Consider the following 15,583-nt stretch of genomic DNA (forward strand, 5'->3'; position numbering starts at 1 on the left):
CCAAGCGCTTTCGGGACAGCCCTGACGATCGGGTGGTAGATACTTAACGCACGTGGCAGCGAGTCTACCGTCGGGTTCCAGGCACAGGAAGGGAAAGTGCACCAGCTATTACGCAAAGGAATGTAGGTGTTTTCTTGGTGCTTGTGATGAAAGACGCCTACTGGTTAAAGAGTCGGCGTTCTTTCTTACAATGCCCCTGGAAAAGTGCTCATGGCACCGTGGTTTTTACCAGATGCAACAATACGTAGGGGTTCTTGTCGAACTCGCCGGTCAGCGTGGGCGCGATCGAACGCAAGCGTGGATCGTCCAGCCCTTCGAAGTCGGCCTGGCTCATGACCAACCATGCCGGGGCCTGGATCGGCTTCAATTCAATGGGCAATTGGGTAAACAGCGGGACCTTGTCACAATCGAAGTTGACCATGAACTTGATGGCTTTCGCGTCTTTACCCAGCGCGTGCAGCACCACGGGCGCCGGTTGCTGCAGGACTTGAGCCTTGACGGCGAGGCTGAACGTGCGGGTGTCGTATAACCGACGCTCCAGGGGTTCGACCACGAGGATGTAGGTTGTCCAAAGGGCCAGCACTGCAGCCAGGGCCGGGCCATACGTACGCAGTCGGGACTTGAGCAGTGTCAGCAGCGCCAGGATCTGAAGCAGCCCAAGCACGGCGAAGATCACTTCGAGGTGGGCCAGCGGCTCCGGATAACGCCGCCGCGCCACTAGCAGGCCAATCACCAACAGCGTCGGCAATAGCGTCCAGACGCCCAGCATCAGGCCGCGCAGCCAGGCAAACAGTCGCCCCTGTGTCGCCTGGAACGGATACGCGGCAATGATCGCTGCCATCGGCAACATCGGCAGGATATAGCGCGCTTTTTTCGCCTGGGGCACCGACAGGCCCACCATCACCAGCACACCCGCGGCTGCGCAATACAACACCAGCTTCAATGCCGGATCCGGTGTGCGCCGCCCGCCGATCATGACCGCCACCAATACCAATATTGCCAGCGGATAAGCCAGCGCGTAGTTACCCATGGAGCTGGTGAAGTAATACAGCACACCGCCGGAGCCTTCGCTGCCATCCATGCGTCCCAGGAACTGCATACGAATCACGTCATGCATGAAGTCTTCGCCGCCGCTGAGCTTGGCCAGCAGCAGCAACAGACCGACGCACGCTGCCAGCAGCGCCAACGCCAGCAGGCCGAAGCTGAACAGGCTGCGCCATTGGCGGTTGATCAGGTAATAGCTGCACAAAACGCCTGTGGGGATCACCAGGCCAATCGGCCCACGCAGTGCAAACCCGAGCAGCAGCAACACAAACACCCAATGCAAGCGCTTCGCCGCAGCGAAGTGATCATGGGCATAGCCCAGATAGAACACCGCCAGAGTCACGGCGGCGAGCATCTGGTCCAGGGAGACCGCGCGGGTTTCGCTGACAAAGGTGCTGCTGAGCAGCAACATTGCCAGGCTCAACAGCCCCCAGCGCGGGGAGTAGGGCGCAGTCAGGCGGTAGACCAGCATTACGATCACTGCTGACGCGACCGCGGTGGGCAGCCATGCCGTCAGGCTGGTGACCTGGCCCAATGGCAATGACAGCAGCCAGGTCAGCAGCGTTGAAGTCGCCAGGTAGTCGGCATACGGTTGGCCGTAGGTCGTGGGGAAGAAGCCTGGCCCGTGGCGCAGCATTTCCTGGGCAAACACCACGAAGCGTGAATCAAAGCCGATGATCGCCTGGTGCCAGTTGCCGGCGATAAACAGCACCAGCGCCAAGAGCCCAAGCCCCAGTGACTGGCGACGGATTGTGCTGCTCTGCATGGATGGGAAAGCCTTGTTCACCTAGCCGACATCCCTGACCTGTTCCACCCAGTTTTGCTGGGGAATCGGTAACTCGCAGGAATCGCCACGGCCAATGGGGAAATACTTGAAGCCTTTGCGTGTCAGGCGTTCGCCGTCATACAGGTTGCGGCCATCGAAGATCACTGGGGTTTTCAAGCGCTGGTGAATCAGGTCGAAGTCCGGCGCCTTGAATTGTTGCCATTCGGTGCACACGATCAGCGCATCGGCGCCGCCCAGGGTGGACTCCGGGGTGCCCATCAGCATCAGGCGCGGGTCGTCGCCATAGATCCGCTGGGTTTCCTGCATGGCTTCCGGGTCGAAGGCGCGCACATTGGCACCGGCGGCCCACAAGGCTTCCATCAGCACGCGGCTGGGAGCGTCGCGCATGTCATCGGTGTTGGGCTTAAAGGCCAGGCCCCACAGGGCGAAGGTCTTGCCCTTCAGATTGCCTTTGAAGAACGCATTGATGCGCTCGAACAGCTTGCTCTTCTGGCGCTGGTTGATGGCTTCCACTGCTTCGAGCAGGTCGCTGGAGCAGTTGGCTTGCTTGGCGCTATGGATCAAGGCACGCATGTCTTTGGGGAAGCACGAGCCGCCGTAGCCACAGCCTGGGTAGATGAAGTGGTAGCCGATTCGCGAGTCGGCACCAATGCCCAGGCGCACCGATTCAATATCAGCGCCCAGGTGCTCGGCTAGTTCGGCAATCTGGTTGATGAAGCTGATCTTGGTGGCCAACATGCAGTTGGCGGCGTACTTGGTCAGTTCGGCGCTGCGCAGGTCCATAAAGATGATGCGGTCGTGGTTGCGATTGAACGGCGCGTACAGGTCGCGCATGACCTCACGTACTTCCTCGCGCTCGCAGCCAATGATGATGCGGTCCGGGCGGCGGCAGTCGGCAACGGCCGAGCCTTCCTTGAGGAATTCCGGGTTGGAGACAATATCGAACTCCAACTGACGGCCAGCGGCATTCAGGTTCTTTTCGATATGAGCGCGCAGGGTGTCACCGGTGCCGACCGGCACGGTGGATTTCTCCACCAGGATTACCGGCTGCACGCGATGGCGGGAAACGGCGTCACCCACCGACAGCACGTATTTCAGGTCGGCAGAGCCGTCTTCATCCGACGGCGTACCCACGGCGATGAACAACACTTCACCGTGCTCGACAGCGAGTTTTTCGTCGTAGGTAAAATGCAGGCGTCCGCTTTCCAGGTTGTCCTTGACCATCGCGGCCAGGCCCGGCTCGAAGATGGTCACGTGACCTTTCTGGAGCGACTCGACCTTGCTCTTGTCAACGTCCATGCAAATGACATCGTGACCGACTTCGGCTAATACAGTGGCCTGTACCAGACCAACGTAACCACTACCAAATACGCTGATTTTCATGGGGTATTCCTGGGACTTGAGGTGCATGCACGACGAGAGTTGATAACCAGTACGCCGAGGATGACCAAGGCCACCCCCAGGGTTTTTGAAAGCGAGAAAGCTTCGTTGAACACCGGCAGGCTGGCGGCCAGCAGATAGACCAACGCGTAGCTGATGCTGAGCAGCGAGTAGGCACGGCCCAGAGGCAAATGCTTGAGTGCGCCAAGCCAGCAGAGCATCGACAGCGCGTAGGCGATGATCGCCAGGATCACCACGCCCAGGGCGCTCAGGTCGATGCTGTTGTGGGCGAAGGCGGCCAGCCACTCGGTGGGCAAGGGCAGGCGCGTCATGCTCCAGCGCATGCCCAGTTGGGCGCCACTCACCAGGCCGACACTGCCCAGGGCCAGGGCGAAACCCTTTATGCGGCTCATACCTGGCGCCCCAGCAGCACGACGCCGGCAATCACCAGCCCCACACCCAGCCAGTGACGGCCATCAATGGGTTCGTGAAATACAAAGCGCGCCATCAGCGTGACCAGCACAAAATTCAGGCTGAGCATGGGGTAGGCAATCCCCACTTCCAGGCGTTGCAATACCAGCAGCCACACCAGCAGGCCCAGGCCCAGGCACACCAACGCTGACCATAACCACGGCGAGCGCACCTTCAATGCCCAGCCTTGAGGCAGGTTCCGCCAGCTTTCCACGGCAAACTTTTGCGATACCTGGCCCATGCAGGTGAGCAAGCAGGCTGTGAGCAACAGCAGCAGGGTGGTCATGGCGCGACCTGCGGGAAAATCAGGATCACGATCTTGCCTTGGGCATAACGCTTGCCATCGGTGGGCAGCAGCGCGAGCTCGTCCTTTTCACCTTGGCTGTTGACGCGCATCACCACACCCACGGCACCGGTGCGGCGGGTTTGCGCCATCCACGCCTGGATCGCATTACGGTCGACCAGCCGATGGGCCGTGTCGGCGTAAGCCAGCCCGTACTTGACCTCGCCCGAGGTGTTGTAGAGCGTGATATCCGGTCGTTTGAGACGCCAGGACAGTGCAGAAGCAGCGCCCAGATCGTTGCTCAACAGGGCGACAGTGGGCTGTAATTCCTCGATGTGATCGATGATGAACTGGTCCGGGGTCTTGTTATAAACCACCGAATGGGGCAATGCCGCAGGCACCAAAACCACTAGTAGCCCACTGCCAATCAGAGGCGCGGCCCACAACGTCAAGGGCCGTGCCGCTTGCAGCAGGTTGACCACGATCCAACCGAACAGGAAGATGAACACCAGCACCAGGCTGAAGGTTTCCTCACCCGGCTCGTACACCGGTTTTTTCAACTGGAACCAGCTGAGGGCCAGCAATACCAGCACACCGATCGCCAGGTTCAGCCAGCCATTGATGCGCAGGACGCGACCGTGGCCTTGCTTGAGCTTGTCGCTCAAGGTCGAGCCCATCAGCAACGCCAGGGGCAGCATGCAAGGCATGATGTAGGAGGGCAACTTGCCCTTGGCCAGGCTGAAAAACGCCAGCGGCATCAACAGCCATAGCAGCAGGAATGCGGTTTTCGGCGCGCGCTTTTGCAGCCATGCCTGCTTGAGCGTGGACGGCAACAGGGCTACCCACGGTAGCGCGAACGCTACCAGCAGCGGCAGGTAATACCAGAACGGCTCAGCGTGCTGGGCATCTTCCCCGGCAAAGCGCTGGATGTGCTCGTGCCAGAAAAAGAAATGCCAGTAGTCCGGTTCTTGCAGGTGCACAGCCAATGCCCACGGCACGCTGACAGCAATTGCAACCACCACGGCCACGCCGCCAACCGTGCACAACTCACCCAGGCGTTTTTGCCAGAGGGCGTAGGGCAGGGCGATCAATACCGGTAGCAACCAGGCCAGGAAGCCCTTGGTCATGAAGCCCATGCCGCACGCGAAACCCAACAGCGCCCATGACCACAGTCGGCCGCGCCGCGTGCTGCTGTCAAAGCAGAACCACAACGCCACGCCGGTCAGGTTGACCCAGAAGGTGAACTGCGGGTCCAGGTTGGAATAACCACCGAGGGCCGCCACGCTGACGAAGCTCATGTACAGCAGGGTGCTGACCAGGCTTTTGTGCGGGTCGCTCCATAACCGGCGGGATACCAGGTAAACCAGCACAATGCTCAAGGCGCTGCTCAAGGCCGAGACAAACCGCACGCCGAACAGGTTCTGCCCGAAAATCGCCTGGCCCAGCGCAATCATCCAGTAGCCCGCGGCGGGTTTTTCGAAGTAACGAATACCCATGAAGTGCGGTGAGGCCCATTTGCCGGTCAGCAGCATTTCCTGGCTGATCTGCGCATAGCGGGTTTCATCGGGAATCCACAGGCCATGGGTGGCCAGCGGCAGCAGGTAAAACGCGGCAAACGCCAGCAGGAGCAGGGGCAAGGCCCAGCGACGAATCATGCCTGCTGTACTCCCAACCAACCCTCGCGGCCGCTCAATGCGCCGCGCACCAGTTTTTGTTGGGGCAGGGTGGTTACATCTGCGGGCAGAAGATCACCCAAGGGTTTGAAATCAATGCCGCGCTGCCCTGCCTGGGCGAGCAACTGACGAAAATCATTGGCCATCAGAATCCCTTCAACTTCTGCGTGGATGGTGTAGACGTTCAGCTTCGCTGCGCTGAATCGGTCCAGGATGAAGCGGTTGAAATCATTGGCAGCCACCACCGGCCCGACGACTTCGTCGAAGGTCGGCAGGTCTACCGGAATTTGTGGGGTGCCCGCGCTGCCATCGGCCAGTGTCGGTCGAAACAGGCTGGTGCCCCGGCAATCACTGTTGTAGCGAAAATTGAAGCCTTGCTTGGCTTGCACCACACGTTCGTCGGCGCGCCACCCGGCGGCGGCTGAACAGTCCACGCGCTCGCCTAGGATGTCGCTCAAAGTCTGCACACCACGCCGAATCTGCTCGACCAGCTGTGCCTCGCTCCAACGCCCGGTATTGGCCTGCCAGCCATGGTGATCCCAGGCGTGCAGGCCGACTTCATGCCCGGCGGCCTTGGCCTGGCGCATCAGATGCCCCAGGTCGCGGCCGATCGGCTTGCCTGGCCAGGCGGTTCCTGCCAGCAAGATGTCCCAGCCATACAGGCCGGCGGCGTTGGAACGCAGCATCTTCCACAGAAACTGTGGCCGAATCAGGCGCCACAGATGGCGGCCCATGTTGTCCGGGCCGACACTGAAGAAGAACGTCGCCTTTACCCCGGCTTCATCCAGGGATTCGAGCAGCCGCGGCACACCTTCACGGGTGCCACGGTAGGTGTCGACGTCGATGCGAAGACCTGCCTGCATTACTTTTTATCCGCAATTTCAAGCATGGCTTCACGCAGGAAGAAATCGAGCGTGTTGCCGATGGTTTCGCTCATCTGTACGCTCGGCTCCCAGTTCAGCAGGCGCTTGGCGTTCTCGATGCTCGGCTTGCGGTGCGCCACGTCCTGGTAGCCCGTGCCGTAGAACGCCTTGCTTTCGACGTCGCGGAAACCGGCGAACGGTGGGAAGTTGTGGCGCAGTGGGTGAGCCTCGAACTGACGCAGCAGTTCTTCGCCCAACTGGCGGATGCTCGCTTCGTTTTCCGGATTGCCGATGTTGATGATCTGGCTGTCGCACACGCCATTGTCGTTATCAATGATGCGCGCCAGCGCTTCGATACCGTCGGCAATGTCGGTGAAGCAACGCTTCTGCTCACCACCGTCGAACAGACGGATCGGCGTGCCTTCCACCAGGTTCAGGATCAATTGGGTAATGGCGCGGGAGCTGCCGATACGCGCAGAGTCCAGGCGGTCCAGGCGCGGGCCCATCCAGTTGAACGGACGGAATAGGGTGAACTTCAGGCCCTTGTCGCCGTAGGCCCAGATCACGCGGTCAAGCAGCTGCTTGGACACCGAGTAGATCCAGCGCTGCTTGTTGACCGGGCCGACCACCAGGTTGGAGGTGTCTTCATCGAAATACTGGTCCTGGCACATGCCATAGACTTCGGAGGTCGAGGGGAAGATCACGCGCTTGTTGTACTTGACGCAGTAGCGCACCAGCTTGAGGTTTTCTTCGAAGTCCAGTTCGAACACACGCAGTGGGTTACGGGTGTATTCGATTGGCGTGGCGATGGCAACCAATGGCAGGACCACGTCGCATTTCTTGATGTGGTATTCGATCCACTCGGTGTGGATGCTGATATCGCCTTCCACATAATGGAAATTCGGGTGGCTGCGCAGACGCTCGATGGCGTCGGAGCCGATGTCCAGGCCATAGACTTCGTAACGGTCGTCACGCAGCAGGCGCTCGGACAGGTGGTTACCGATAAAGCCGTTTACGCCCAGGATCAACACGCGGGTACGACGTGGCTTGCGGCCAGACTCGGCGCCACGCAGTACGGAGCCATCCACCAGGCCCAGTTCATCGGCCAGGGCCGGACCGGCCAGGTACAGGCCGTTTTCGTTACGCTGGCCAAACTTGATGACCAAGGAGTCTTCACCGCAGGCAATACGCAGCGGGTTGACGCTGATCACACGGCCTGGCGCCAAACCGTCGTTGCCCTTGACCACGTCGGCTTGCCATACGATCAGCTTGTGCTCGCCCACTGCGCAGAAGGCGCCCGGGTACGGCTGCGTCACCGCGCGCACCAGGTTGAACAGTTGTTCGGCAGGCTTTTTCCAGTCCAGCTTGCCATCGGCGGCAGTGCGGCGGCCAAAATAGGTGGCTTGGTTTTCGTCCTGGGCGGTTTCGGTGAGCTTGCCCAGGGCCAATTGTGGCAGCGCGTCGCGCAGCAAGGCTGTGGCCGCATCACGCAATTTGGCGTGCAGGCTCAGGCCGGTGTCGGTGCGGTCGATGCTGACTTTCTGCTGGGCGAGGATGGCGCCGGCATCGGCACGCTTGACCATGCGGTGCAGGGTGACGCCGGTTTCGGTTTCGCCGTTGACCAACACCCAGTTGGCCGGGGCGCGGCCACGGTATTTAGGTAGCAACGAACCGTGCAGGTTGAACGCGCCCTTGCGGGCGGTGGCCAGCAGCGGTTCGCTCAGTAGGTTGCGGTAGTAGAAGGAGAAGATGTACTCCGGGTTCAACTTGGCGATGCGCTCGATCCACAGCGGGTGGTTGGCGTCTTCCGGGGCGTGCACCGGGATGCCATGGCGTGCGCAGAGTTGGGCGACGGAGCCGTAGAAATTGTTTTCCTTGGGGTCATCGGCATGGGTGAACACGGCAGCAATGTCGTAACCCGCACCGAGCAGGGCTTCAATGCCTGCACAGCCGATATCGTGGTAAGCGAAGACAACAGCTTTTGAACTCATGACTGAACCTGATCCGAAGGAGAAGGAGAAGTAGAAGTAGAAGTATGGGAAGACACCAGGCCGTCAACGACGACGACTGGAGTCGGTGCTGCCGGCTGGTTGCGCAGCACTTTTTCAATAAAGAAGCGCGGGCGGGCGCGTACATCGCTGTACATGCGGCCCAGGTATTCGCCCAGCAGGCCCATGCCGATGAACTGGCCACCGGTAAACACGAACAGCACCGCAAACAGCACGAACAGACCATCACCCGCCCAATCGGCGCCGAAGGCCAGGCGCATGACGATCAGCGCAAAGGCGAACAGCACGCCCAACGCCGCGAGGCTGAAACCGACGATGGACAGCAGGCGCAATGGTGTGGTGGTCATGCAGGTCAGCAGGTCGAACATCAGGCTGATCAGGCGCATGGCGCTGTATTTGGACTCGCCGTGCTCACGCTCGGCGTGGTGCACGAGGATTTCCGTGGTATGGCGGGCAAAGCCGTTGGCCAGGATCGGGATGAAGGTGCTGCGTTCACGGCAGGCGAGCATGGCGTCGACGATGGTGCGGCGGTAGGCACGCAACATGCAGCCGTAGTCGGTCATGGCCACGCCGGTAGAGCGCTGCACGGCCAGGTTGATCAAGCGCGACGGCCAGCGACGGAACGCGGAGTCCTGGCGGTTGTTACGCACGGTGGCGACCACGTCGTAGCCCAGGGCAGCTTGCTCCACCAGGCGCGGGATCTCCTCCGGCGGGTTCTGCAAGTCGGCATCGAGGGTAATTACGACTTCGCCACGGCACTGTTCGAAGCCGGCCATGATCGCGGCGTGCTGGCCGTAGTTGCGGTTCAGGATCACCGCTACAACATGGCTGCCTTCTTCAGCGGCGGCGTCTTCGAGCAGTTGGGCCGAATTGTCGCGGCTACCGTCATCCACCAGGATGATTTCGTATTCGTAGGCCAGCTGCTTGCAGGCTGCTGTAGTACGACGCAGCAGCTCAGGCAGGCTCTCTTGTTCGTTGTAGACCGGGATAACGATCGACACGCAGTGAATAGGGTAGGGTTTCAAAGTTTCATGACCTCGGCTGGAGCAACTTGACGCGTGAAAACAGCAGCAATCATCGGGCAGAACTACAGCCCGCAGATGACAACGCGGCGCTAAAGATAAAGCGTAATCAACAGGTTAGTCGATAAACCACGGAATGCCCTGAAGTACTGCTTACAAGGTTAAGCGCAAATGTGTGCAACGAATATGAAAGGCGGATGAAAAACTCGTTTATTTGACAGGTAGACAGCTAGGGTTCAGCTAAGTAATCAAGGCGTTACATGTGCAGGCCGGATGGTCAGATCGGAACGCTGTGCCGGGCGTTTGGTTCAATCCGGGCGCTCCCGCTCGGCCAATGCCGGTGATTGAACAATCTTCTCTGCATTGGCGCTCAAGTGCCGGTAAAGTAAGCCATCTCTTGCCAGGGTACTCGGATGAATAGCGTGCAGCTTTTGCGCGGCCAGTTGCGGCCTGCGTTGATGGGATTATTGATGACGATGGCCTGTGTCACCAGCGTACGCGCCGATGAAGGGATCGCACTGACCAGCATTGAACAGGTGCCGGAAGGTGTGGAAGTGCCCGGCAAGCAAGTCGGTGCTTATACCTGGGATGACCTTCAGGGCAAGAACCTGCTGGTACTCGCCGAGCAGGTCAGCGAGCGGGAGGATGATGGCACCCAGTCGGCGTTTGTCTACGCAGCGCAGTACCTGCTCACGGGCGATCGCCCCAAGCGGGTCTGGATGCTGCACGACGACGTGCAACACTGCGAGTTCGACGCCAGCCTGCGCTTTGATCAGGCGGCCACCAAAGTCACCGACCTGCTGCGCGACGGCAATACCCAGGTCACGGTCGGTTATTCGCGCACCTGTACCAGTGATGTGAGCCCCAATGAGTTCAAGCTGATCATGCGGGTCGGCAAGTCCGGCAAGTATCGCCTGCGCGGCCTCGATCGCGTCGGCGCCAGTTGGTGGGACGAAGATGCCGGTGCCCTGCGCGGCATGCCCTTGCCCACTGACTGCAGCGTCGAGGCCCAACAGAAGTTGGTCAGCCAGTACAAGGAGCAGGGCACCGAACTGCCACTGCCAGGCTGCTATGGCGACGAGAAGGACTTTGCCAAGGCCCCGGCTGGCTACCTGACGTTTATGCGTGGGCATTGGTTTGCGCTGATGCAGCGACAGGACGCTGACTGGAGCCAGTCCCTGGCGCAACCGCAGGAACCGGCAGAGGAAGTCGAATTGGCGCCGTGATTTTGTGCCAGTGCCGCGCCTGGGTTAGACTCAGTCTTCGCCAATCCACTAAATACATCGATTAATCAACGAGTTGATTGATGTATTTAATCCAAAGGCTGATCCCTTGACCGAGACTATCCGCAACCCGCTGACCCTCTACCTCACTCGCCTGGCGCCCTCCAGCCAACTGACCATGCGCTACGTGCTGCAGGATGCCGCCGACCGCCTGGGTTTCGAAGACCTCAACCTCGAAGACATTGACTGGCATTTACTGCAACCCGAACACGTCGTCGCACTGGTGGCCGCATTACGCGAGGACGGCTATGCGCCGAATACCTCATCGCTGTACGTGAATGCGGTACGAGGAGTGATGAATGAAGCGTGGCGCATGAGCTTGATCAGCCAGGATCACCTGTTGAAGATGCGCTCGGTCAAGGCTGCCGCCGGTACGCGCCTGGGGCAGGGCCGCAACCTGCGTCGTACACTGATCCGCGAGATGCTCGATGTATGCGCCGCCGATCCTCGGCCCCAGGGCCTGCGGGATGCAGCAGTGATCGGCCTGTTGTATGGCTCCGGGATGCGCAAGTCGGAGTCGGTCAATCTCGACCTCGAGCAGATCAATTTTGATCAGCGCAGCCTGCGGGTGATCGGCAAAGGTAATAAGGAACTGATCAAGTACGCGCCGGACTGGGCGTTCGCAAAACTGCGGGCGTGGCTTGAGTTTCGTCGTGAACAACTCAAGGAAGGTGAGCAGGACGACACCTTTCTGTTCAACCGTATCCGCCGGGGCAGCCACATCACACGCGAACGCATTACCAAACATGCGATTTATTACATTGCTCGGCAGCGCGGTGATCAGGTGGGTGTGAAAATCATGCCCCATGATTTCCGCCGTTCGTTCATCACCCGAGTGATCGAAGAGCATGATTTGTCGATTGCCCAGAAATTGGCGCATCACACCAATATCCAGACCACCGCCAGCTACGACGTACGCGACGACAATGAGCGGCGCAGGGCAGTGGACCGCTTTGATCTGTGAGCTGGGCGGGGTAGGGCAAGCCTCAGGAGGAGGGCGGGACGCTTGAGGCCAGGTGCGCCGGCAACCGGCGCAAGGTCCACAACGTGGTGAGCATCGCGGCAAGCGCACATAGCGCAATGCCGATCAACATCGGTGCAGGAGTATGGTCGGCGAATACGCCCACCAGGGTCATCGAAACGGCCGCGGTAACCATCTGGATCGCGCCAAGCAAGGCAGACGCAGAGCCTGCCACCGCGCCATGATCTTCCAGCGACAGCACACCTGCCGCCGGCAGCAACAGGCCGAGAAAACCGAACCCGATAAACAGCAGGCCCATCATCAAGGGCAGGCTATCACCCCAGAATGTGGTGGCTGCCAACAGGGCCATGATCGTGGCTACTGCGACCACCGACCAACGAATAAGCGGCGCCAGACCAAACCGTGCGCTCAGGCGTGCGGTCAGTTGGCTCATGGCAAAAAACGAGGCGGCGTTGAGGGCAAAACACAGGCTGAACTGTGTCGGTGTCAGGCCGAAATATTCGATGTATACGAAGGGCGCGCTGCCGATAAATACAAAGAAGGTCGCAAGGCCAAACCCGCACACCACCGATAACCCGGTGAATACCGGGTCGCGCAACAGCGCTCCATAACTGCCGAATGCATTGCCCAGGGTCTTGCCCAAACGGCGTTCGGCCGGGTGGGTTTCCGGTAGTTGCACGATGGTCATGACCAGGCACAGCACTGCAACCACCGCCAGCACAGCAAATACTTCGCGCCAACTCCAGATCGAAATCACCAGGCTGCCGGCCAGCGGCGCGAGGATTGGCGAAACACTCATCACCAACATCAGCAAAGCCATCAAGCGCGCTGCCTCATGGCCGGTGTACAGGTCGCGCACGATCGCCCGCGGGATCACCATCCCCGCACAGGCACCGAACGCCTGTATGGCACGAAATCCGATCAATACTTCGATCGTCGGCGCCAATGCGCAGCCGATACTGCCAACGGTAAAGATCACCAAACCCGCATAAATCGGCAGTTTGCGCCCGAACACATCGCTGATCGGCCCGTAGAACAACTGGCACACACCAATGACCATGAAGAACACGGTAAGGCTCATCTGCACCGCCGCCGGTGAGGCCCCAAGGCTTGCGCCCAGGGTTGGCAGCGCGGGCAGGTAGATGTCGATGGCAAACGGGCCGACGGCGGTGATCAAGCCCAGCAGCAGGGCGAGATGGGCGATACTTCTAGACATTTGGCAGGTCCGGCTGGAGCAAAGGACGGTCAGCTTAAGTGAAACGCGCAGATCCGCAAACTTAGGCTTCACTAACAAGGAGTTGTTGCCGATACAGCTAACAGTGAGCACTTGAACGGTTGGATTCCCAACCGACGGTCCTGGCACGGGGATACCAGCATGACGATCAAATTACGCTTGATGCTGTTGATTGGGACCGGATTGCTCACCGCCTTGATCATGAGCCTGGCCAGCTATTTGGGAAATACCCGGATGGGCGATGCGGTACAGGACAATGACGTCAGCATGACCGTGCTGCGTAATCACATGGAAGCCGACATGATGCACGACGCCCTGCGTGCCGACGTGCTGTCGGCCATGTTGGTGGGGCTAGGCAAAAGCACCAGCACACCGGCCCAGGTCAACAGCTCGCTCAAGGAACATGCCGAACACTTTCGCCAGGTGCTGGCGGACAACTTCAAGCAGCCGTTGGACGATGCAATCAAGGCGAGCCTGGAAAACATCAAGCCCAGCCTGGATACCTATATCAGCGCCGGTGAGCGTATCGTCGCGCTGGCCCTGGACAACCCCGAAGCCGCCCGTGGTGAGCTGGAGACCTTCAATGCCGCGTTCAGTCGGCTGGAAGATCAAATGGCGGCCTTGAGCGAACTGATCGAAAACAAGACTCAACTGACCAGTATCAGTACCCGACAAACCATCAGCCACGTCAATTGGACCCTGGCCGTGGTACTGATCGCCAGCCTGTTACTGCTGCTGGCACAAGGGCGCTGGGTGATCCTGAGCATCATGGGGCCACTGCGTACCGCCAGCCGTATTGCCGACAGCATTGCCCATGGCAACTTGAGCGAACCTATTATCGAGCCCAGAAATCACGATGAAGCCAGTGCGCTGATTCGCAGCCTGGCCACCATGCAGCGGGATTTGCGCGGCATGATTGAAGTGGTTCGCAGCAACGCCCACGGCGTCAATGGCATGAGCGAACAACTGAGCCAGGGTTGCCATGAAGTCGCAGGCAGCAGTCAACAGCAAAGCGCCGCCGCCAGCACCATGGCCGCCGCCGCTAGCGAAATGACTGCCAGCATCGAGGAAATCACTCGCCACGCCCAACGCGCCCTCGACATGGCCAACCAGGCAGAAACCCTGGCCAAGGACGGCGGCCGCGTCATTCACCAGGTTGTCAGCGACATGGATGGCATTGCCCGTTCAGCGCAGCAATCGGCCCAAGTGATCCGCACACTGGACAAGGAGTCCGAGGCGATCTACAGCATTATTCAAGTGATCAAAGGCATCGCCGACCAGACCAACCTGCTGGCCCTCAACGCCGCCATCGAAGCCGCCCGTGCAGGTGAGCAGGGCCGCGGCTTTGCAGTCGTCGCCGATGAAGTGCGCAGCCTGGCCGGACGCACCAGCGCATCCACGCAGGAGATCGCCAGTATGGTCGGGCGCATCCAGCTGAACACCCGGGAAGCGGTGACCAGCATGGAGGAGGGCGTTGCTCAAGTGGACAAGGGCATGGCCGTTACCGCCGAAGTGGAACGCGCCATTCGCGAGATCCTTCAGGCCACGCTCAGCACCACCGAATTGGTCAACGATATTTCCCGCACCATCAGCGAGCAAAGCCTGGCCAGCAATGAAATTGCTCACCAGGTGGAGATGATTGCAGGTATGTCGCAAAACAACAGCCGCGTGATTGGAGACACGGCGTCAACGACGGATGAATTGTCGAGTTTGGCGGGGAAGCTGTCGCAGTCGGTGGATCGGTTCAGGTTGTGAACCGACCTATCTATATATAACTCAACTAAATAGTCATTTAGTTTAGTTATAGTCAGTGGTTATATAATAAGGGCAGAGCTAGCTCATCCTTCACGCTAGTGTGGGTACGTGCACGATACTTTACATTTGAGCATCATAAAGGGACGGTCTATATGCGGGGAAGGCTTACGTCAGGTCTATGGGTGGCATGTTTCGTGATCAGTGCCACGGCGCTGGCGGATGAACTGCCGCGTAGCGAGCAGATAAAAGCTTTCCGCGCTGCTGGATTTAACCAAGAGACGTCGGAGTGCGAAATCGAGACAACAGGTAGCTACACGCCGGCAACCATGGAGCTGATCAAGGACCTGAACGGCGACGGTCGGCCGGATGCGTTGATTACCGAAGGCAGCACTGACTGTTATGGGCAAGCGGGTACTGGATTTTATCTAGTCAGCCAGCAGACTGACGGTCACTGGAAACTCATGCTCAAAGAAAACGGCGTCGCTGAGTTTCTCCCTGGCAAAGGCAGTAATGGTTGGCCTGATGTCGAGGTCGGCGGCCCGGGCTCTTGTTTCCCAGTACTGCGTTATGACGGGCAACGTTATCGATTTCACCACAGCGTTGGTGAACCGTGTGCTGACTCGCCGTAAATGCCCGGTGGCCCAAGGGTCAAACGGAGGCAGGTCAGCGAGGGCAACGATGGCTGCTTATGAATCTGGCGCGCGGTGGTCTAGGTCGCTTAGTGAAATGCGCCGAACAGAGCCCCTGAAGGATAGCTCAGTGGTTCGCATAATGTATATTATGTTAAATTTGATATT

The 15,583-nt window shown here is 59.5% G+C and carries 13 protein-coding genes; 4 read left to right on the plus strand and 9 right to left on the minus strand.

Annotation, left to right across the window (positions count from 1 at the left end; translation table 11 throughout):
• Window positions 1–208: 208 nt before the first annotated feature.
• From E4P00_RS17490 to arnC, 8 genes are read right to left on the minus strand one after another with little or no spacing between them, the layout of a single operon-like run.
• Window positions 209–1,831, minus strand: a complete 1,623-nt coding sequence (locus E4P00_RS17490) for a phospholipid carrier-dependent glycosyltransferase (RefSeq protein ID WP_216091387.1) — start codon at window positions 1,829–1,831, stop codon at window positions 209–211.
• Complete coding sequence (locus tag E4P00_RS17495) at window positions 1,832–3,214, minus strand: UDP-glucose/GDP-mannose dehydrogenase family protein (protein ID WP_032875337.1); 1,383 nt, start codon at window positions 3,212–3,214, stop codon at window positions 1,832–1,834.
• Entirely contained in the window at window positions 3,211–3,624 is a 414-nt protein-coding gene (gene arnF, locus E4P00_RS17500; protein WP_078821367.1) for a 4-amino-4-deoxy-L-arabinose-phosphoundecaprenol flippase subunit ArnF, read from the minus strand. The genes E4P00_RS17495 and arnF overlap by 4 nt, the downstream gene beginning before the upstream one ends.
• Window positions 3,621–3,968 (minus strand): 4-amino-4-deoxy-L-arabinose-phosphoundecaprenol flippase subunit ArnE, encoded by a 348-nt coding sequence (arnE, locus tag E4P00_RS17505; RefSeq protein ID WP_078821368.1) that lies wholly within the window; start codon window positions 3,966–3,968, stop codon window positions 3,621–3,623. The genes arnF and arnE overlap by 4 nt, the downstream gene beginning before the upstream one ends.
• Window positions 3,965–5,620: a lipid IV(A) 4-amino-4-deoxy-L-arabinosyltransferase gene (arnT, locus tag E4P00_RS17510; protein ID WP_248132252.1), complete on the minus strand. Its 1,656-nt coding sequence runs from the start codon at window positions 5,618–5,620 to the stop codon at window positions 3,965–3,967. Before arnT ends, arnE begins: the two co-directional genes overlap by 4 nt.
• On the minus strand, window positions 5,617–6,501 hold the full coding sequence (gene arnD, locus E4P00_RS17515; protein ID WP_032875325.1) for a 4-deoxy-4-formamido-L-arabinose-phosphoundecaprenol deformylase: 885 nt from the start codon (window positions 6,499–6,501) through the stop codon (window positions 5,617–5,619). The genes arnT and arnD overlap by 4 nt, the downstream gene beginning before the upstream one ends.
• The gene (gene arnA / locus E4P00_RS17520; protein ID WP_032875322.1) at window positions 6,501–8,492 is read right to left on the minus strand and encodes a bifunctional UDP-4-amino-4-deoxy-L-arabinose formyltransferase/UDP-glucuronic acid oxidase ArnA; all 1,992 of its coding nucleotides are present in this window, start codon (window positions 8,490–8,492) and stop codon (window positions 6,501–6,503) included. The genes arnD and arnA overlap by 1 nt, the downstream gene beginning before the upstream one ends.
• Window positions 8,489–9,535: an undecaprenyl-phosphate 4-deoxy-4-formamido-L-arabinose transferase gene (arnC, locus tag E4P00_RS17525; protein WP_248132254.1), complete on the minus strand. Its 1,047-nt coding sequence runs from the start codon at window positions 9,533–9,535 to the stop codon at window positions 8,489–8,491. The genes arnA and arnC overlap by 4 nt, the downstream gene beginning before the upstream one ends.
• Before the next feature lie 410 nt (window positions 9,536–9,945).
• On the opposite strand from arnC, the gene E4P00_RS17530 reads away from it, so the two are divergent.
• Entirely contained in the window at window positions 9,946–10,758 is an 813-nt protein-coding gene (locus E4P00_RS17530) for a hypothetical protein (protein ID WP_216091383.1), read from the plus strand.
• Between the two features lie 106 nt (window positions 10,759–10,864).
• Window positions 10,865–11,779, plus strand: coding sequence for a tyrosine-type recombinase/integrase (locus E4P00_RS17535; RefSeq protein WP_103735172.1), 915 nt, complete (start codon window positions 10,865–10,867; stop codon window positions 11,777–11,779).
• 22 nt (window positions 11,780–11,801) lie between these two features.
• Here the strand turns inward: E4P00_RS17535 and E4P00_RS17540 are convergent, their stop codons facing one another.
• Complete coding sequence (locus E4P00_RS17540) at window positions 11,802–13,013, minus strand: multidrug effflux MFS transporter (protein ID WP_103735173.1); 1,212 nt, start codon at window positions 13,011–13,013, stop codon at window positions 11,802–11,804.
• A 159-nt stretch (window positions 13,014–13,172) separates the two neighbouring features.
• On the opposite strand from E4P00_RS17540, the gene E4P00_RS17545 reads away from it, so the two are divergent.
• On the plus strand, window positions 13,173–14,786 hold the full coding sequence (locus tag E4P00_RS17545) for a methyl-accepting chemotaxis protein (protein ID WP_248132256.1): 1,614 nt from the start codon (window positions 13,173–13,175) through the stop codon (window positions 14,784–14,786).
• A gap of 194 nt (window positions 14,787–14,980) precedes the next feature.
• Window positions 14,981–15,415 carry a hypothetical protein gene (locus E4P00_RS17550; protein WP_248132258.1) on the plus strand — a complete coding sequence of 145 codons (435 nt, stop codon included), beginning with the start codon at window positions 14,981–14,983 and terminating at the stop codon, window positions 15,413–15,415.
• The last annotated feature ends 168 nt before the right edge of the window (window positions 15,416–15,583 follow it).

It is taken from the genome of Pseudomonas sp. B329 (assembly GCF_023127835.1).
Lineage (GTDB): Bacteria > Pseudomonadota > Gammaproteobacteria > Pseudomonadales > Pseudomonadaceae > Aquipseudomonas > Aquipseudomonas synxantha_A.

Bases quoted from the DNA above. Each gene is read 5' to 3' on its own strand.
- arnE (WP_078821368.1), bottom strand. From the start codon at position 3,968: ATGACCACCCTGCTGCTGTTGCTCACAGCCTGCTTGCTCACCTGCATG.
- arnT (WP_248132252.1), bottom strand. From the start codon at position 5,620: ATGATTCGTCGCTGGGCCTTGCCCCTGCTCCTGCTGGCGTTTGCCGCG.
- arnA (WP_032875322.1), bottom strand. From the start codon at position 8,492: ATGAGTTCAAAAGCTGTTGTCTTCGCTTACCACGATATCGGCTGTGCA.
- E4P00_RS17530 (WP_216091383.1), top strand. From the start codon at position 9,946: ATGAATAGCGTGCAGCTTTTGCGCGGCCAGTTGCGGCCTGCGTTGATG.
- E4P00_RS17540 (WP_103735173.1), bottom strand. From the start codon at position 13,013: ATGTCTAGAAGTATCGCCCATCTCGCCCTGCTGCTGGGCTTGATCACC.
- arnD (WP_032875325.1), bottom strand. From the start codon at position 6,501: ATGCAGGCAGGTCTTCGCATCGACGTCGACACCTACCGTGGCACCCGT.
- arnF (WP_078821367.1), bottom strand. From the start codon at position 3,624: ATGAGCCGCATAAAGGGTTTCGCCCTGGCCCTGGGCAGTGTCGGCCTG.
- E4P00_RS17545 (WP_248132256.1), top strand. From the start codon at position 13,173: ATGACGATCAAATTACGCTTGATGCTGTTGATTGGGACCGGATTGCTC.
- E4P00_RS17495 (WP_032875337.1), bottom strand. From the start codon at position 3,214: ATGAAAATCAGCGTATTTGGTAGTGGTTACGTTGGTCTGGTACAGGCC.